This window comes from Xanthomonas sp. SHU 199, assembly GCF_000364665.1.
GTDB lineage: Bacteria > Pseudomonadota > Gammaproteobacteria > Xanthomonadales > Xanthomonadaceae > Xanthomonas_A > Xanthomonas_A sontii.
Window position 1 is genome coordinate 1 of sequence record NZ_AQOI01000623.1, and the last position, 3297, is coordinate 3297.

The following is a 3297-nucleotide window of genomic DNA, read 5'->3' on the forward strand; positions in this document are numbered from 1 at the left end:
CGGCCCTGCGTGGCCAGCCAGCGTGGCGACTCCGGCAAACGGCTGCGCAGCCACCACACCGCCAGCGCGAAGCCGCCGCTGAGCAGCGCCACCCAACGCCAGCCGCTCAGGCCCAGCGGCGCGTGCGGCACCAGCGCCCAGGCGCTCAGCGCCACCGCCGGCACCGCCAGGAACTGCAGGCAGAACGCCAGCGCGAACGCAGCGCCGCGCATCTGCCGCGGCACCATTTCCGACAGATAGGTATCGATGGTGACCAGTTCCACGCCCAGGCCGACGCCGACCACGCCGCGCCACAGGATCACCCCCAGCGCGCTGTGCTGCAGGCCCATCGCCACCGTGGCCACGCAGTACCAGAGCAGCGCGAAGGAGAACACCGCGCGGCGCCCGACACGATCGACCAGCGGGCTGAGCAGGCTCGCGCCGAGGAACAGGCCCAGGAACGTCGCCGAGGCGAACGCGGCCTGGTCGGCGATGCCGAACACGCCGGCCGCGCCCTCGGCGAAGATGCCGTCGCGCAACAGGCCGGGGCTGAGGTAGGCGGTCTGGAACAGGTCGTACAGTTCGAAGAAGCCGCCCAGCGCCAGCAGCGCGACCAGGCGCCACAGGCTGCGGGTCGGCGGCAGGCGTTCCAGGCGCGCCGCCACCAAGGCGACGGGATCGGAAGCGGCAACGGCGGCATCGCGCATGCGGGCAGGTCCTGGGGGAGGGATCGCGCCGCCGCATGCTGCCCGATCCGCCGCCGCGCGCGCCACCGCGTCGGGTCGAAACTGCCGACCGCGCCGCATCGGCGTTCAGCCGGATGTCGGCTTCGGCGCGGCCGGCCGCTGCGGGCGCCGATGGCGCGTCAGCGCAGGAACAGGATGTCCAGGTCGCGCTCGGGCACGAAGTCGCGCTGGCGAAACTCGAAAGTGAGCGCATCGGTGCGCTGCAGGTCGCCGTCGAAGCACAGGCTGAGCAGGTCGCCGGGGGCGCGCTTCTTCAGGGTCAGGTGGAAATCCTGGATCGGGCCCTTCCAGTTGGCGCCGGTGCGCAGCACGTAGCGCAGGTTGCTCCACTGCAGGCCGTTGCCGCCGGCGCGGCGACGCAGGCGCTGTTGGGTGGCGGCGTCCAGGCAGGTGGATTTGGCGTACTCGCCGATCAGGTCGCTGGCCGGCATCGGCACGCCGGTGGCGACGCTGGGCGCGTAGCTGTGGCGGATCGCCACCGTGCCGCCGGCGGGAAAGCGCTGCTGCCAGACGAAGTACTCGCTGAGGGTGAAGCGCGGCTGCCCGTCGGCGTCGAACCAGCGCGCGGGCAGCGGCTTGCGGCCGGCCGGGACGGTGCCGCCCTCGACGTACTCGGCCAGGTCGTCCGGCGTCCAGCCGCTGGCCGCCCAGGCGCGCGAGATGTCGCTGCCGTCCAGCTTCGCCACCAGCTTGCGCTCAGTGCGCACCGGCTTGCCGTCCACCCACAGCTTGAAGTCGGTGAGCGCGCTGTGGTCGGCCATGCCGAAGTACATCGGCGGCATCGGGAAGGCGATCGGCACCAGCAGGTCGCGCGTGCTGGTGTTGGTGAACACGTAGTCCACCTGCACCCGCTCCTCGCTGATGAACAGGTCTTCCTTGCTCATGCGGATGTCCGGCTGGCGGATCAGTTCGATGGAGCCATTGGCGTCGCCGATGCTGCTGTCGTTGGCGTAGGCGGCAGCGGCGGCGAACAGCAAGGACGACAACAACACGGGCAGCAGGCGGCGCGGCGAAACGTTGGCGGTCATGGAGTCGGAGGTCGGCGAAGGAAGGCGCCGCGGCCGCAGCGCGGCAGCGGCGAACGGGCGGGCGCCATGGTAACCGCGGCGGCATGGCCTGCCGCATCGCGCCCTGCCGCTGCGTTTGCTACGGTAGCCGGCGCCGCCACGGGGGGAAGGCCATCGCCATGTTCAGAGCATTCGCAACGCTGGCGCTGCTGGCGTCCGCCGGGCTGGCCGCGGCGCAGGCGCCAGGCCAGCGCAGCTACGCCAATCCGATCGACCTGGATTACCGCTACAACTTCGAGCAACTCAACGAAGGCATTTCCTACCGCACCGGCGCCGACCCGGTGTTCGTGCGCTTCGGCGACGCCTACTATCTGTTCCAGACGCTGGCCGACGGCTACTGGCGCTCCAGCAACCTGCTCGACTGGCAGTTCGTCACGCCCAGCCGCTGGCCGTTCGAGAGCATCGTCGCGCCGGCGGTGGTGGCCGACGGCGACCGCCTGGTGATCATGCAGTCGGCCTTCGAACCGCGCCCGCTGCTGCAGACCCGCGACCCGGCCAGCGGCAAGCTCGACTTCCTGACCCGGCTGCTGCCCAAGCTGCCGCGCGCCCAGCCGATCGGCACCGAGATGAAGGGCCGCCCGCTCAGCGACGTGCCGCCCGGCCCCTGGGACCCGGACCTGTTCATCGACGACGACGGCCAGTGGTACCTGTACTGGGGCTCGTCGGACCGCTATCCGCTGTATGGCATCGCCATGGATCGCAACGCGCAGGGGTTCGCCTTCCGCGGCGTGCCGACGCCCTTGCTCGCGCTGGACCCGGCGCAGCACGGCTGGGAGCGCTTCGGCCCCGATCACCGCGGCGCCCGCTTCCCCGACGGCAGCCCGATCGGCAGCTTCCTGGAAGGCGCCTGGATGACCAAGACCGGCGGCCGCTACTACCTGCAGTACGGCGCGCCCGGCAGCGAGTACAACGCCTACGCCAACGGCGTGTACGTCGGCGAGCACCCGCTCGGCCCCTTCGTCTACGCACCCTACAACCCGGTGGCGTACAAGCCCGGCGGCTTCATGCAGGGCGCCGGCCACGGCTCCACCTTCCAGGACGCGCACGGCAACTGGTGGAACAGCGGCACCGCCTGGATCGGCGCCAACTGGACCTTCGAACGGCGCATCGTGCTGTTCCCCGCCGCGTTCGCCGCCGACGGGCAGATGCGCGTGTCCACCCGCTTCGGCGATTTCCCGCACTGGATGCCGGACGGCCCGGTGGCCGACCCGGAGGCGCTGTTCACCGGCTGGATGCTGCTGTCCTACCGCAAGCCGGCCACCGCCTCGTCCACCCTGGACGGCTTCGCCGCCGACCGCGCCACCGACGAGGACCCGCGCAGCTACTGGGTGGCTGCACGCAACACGCCCGGCGAGACCCTCACCGTCGACCTGGGCGGGGAACGCAGCGTACGCGCGGTGCAGGTCAACTTCGCCGACTATCGTGCCGGCCGCTACGGCGATGCGCCGGACATCTACACCGCGTTCCGGCTGCAGCACTCGCGCGACGGCCGCCACTGGCTGGCG

Annotated in this window: 3 protein-coding genes; 1 reads left to right on the forward strand and 2 read right to left on the reverse strand. The window is 71.5% G+C overall.

The genetic code is table 11. The features are described 5' to 3' along the window. On the reverse strand, window positions 1–686 hold a 686-nt coding region (locus D183_RS0118040), incomplete at its 3' end, for an MFS transporter (protein ID WP_017910231.1). 158 nt (window positions 687–844) lie between these two features. After that, window positions 845–1753 (reverse strand): DUF4424 family protein, encoded by a 909-nt coding sequence (locus tag D183_RS0118045; protein WP_017910232.1) that lies wholly within the window; start codon window positions 1751–1753, stop codon window positions 845–847. A gap of 158 nt (window positions 1754–1911) precedes the next feature. Here D183_RS0118045 and D183_RS0118050 point away from each other — a divergent pair. Then, a partial coding sequence (locus D183_RS0118050) for a family 43 glycosylhydrolase (protein WP_017910233.1) occupies window positions 1912–3297 on the forward strand: 1386 nt, incomplete at its 3' end.

Bases quoted from the DNA above. Each gene is read 5' to 3' on its own strand.
- D183_RS0118045 (WP_017910232.1), bottom strand. From the start codon at position 1,753: ATGACCGCCAACGTTTCGCCGCGCCGCCTGCTGCCCGTGTTGTTGTCG.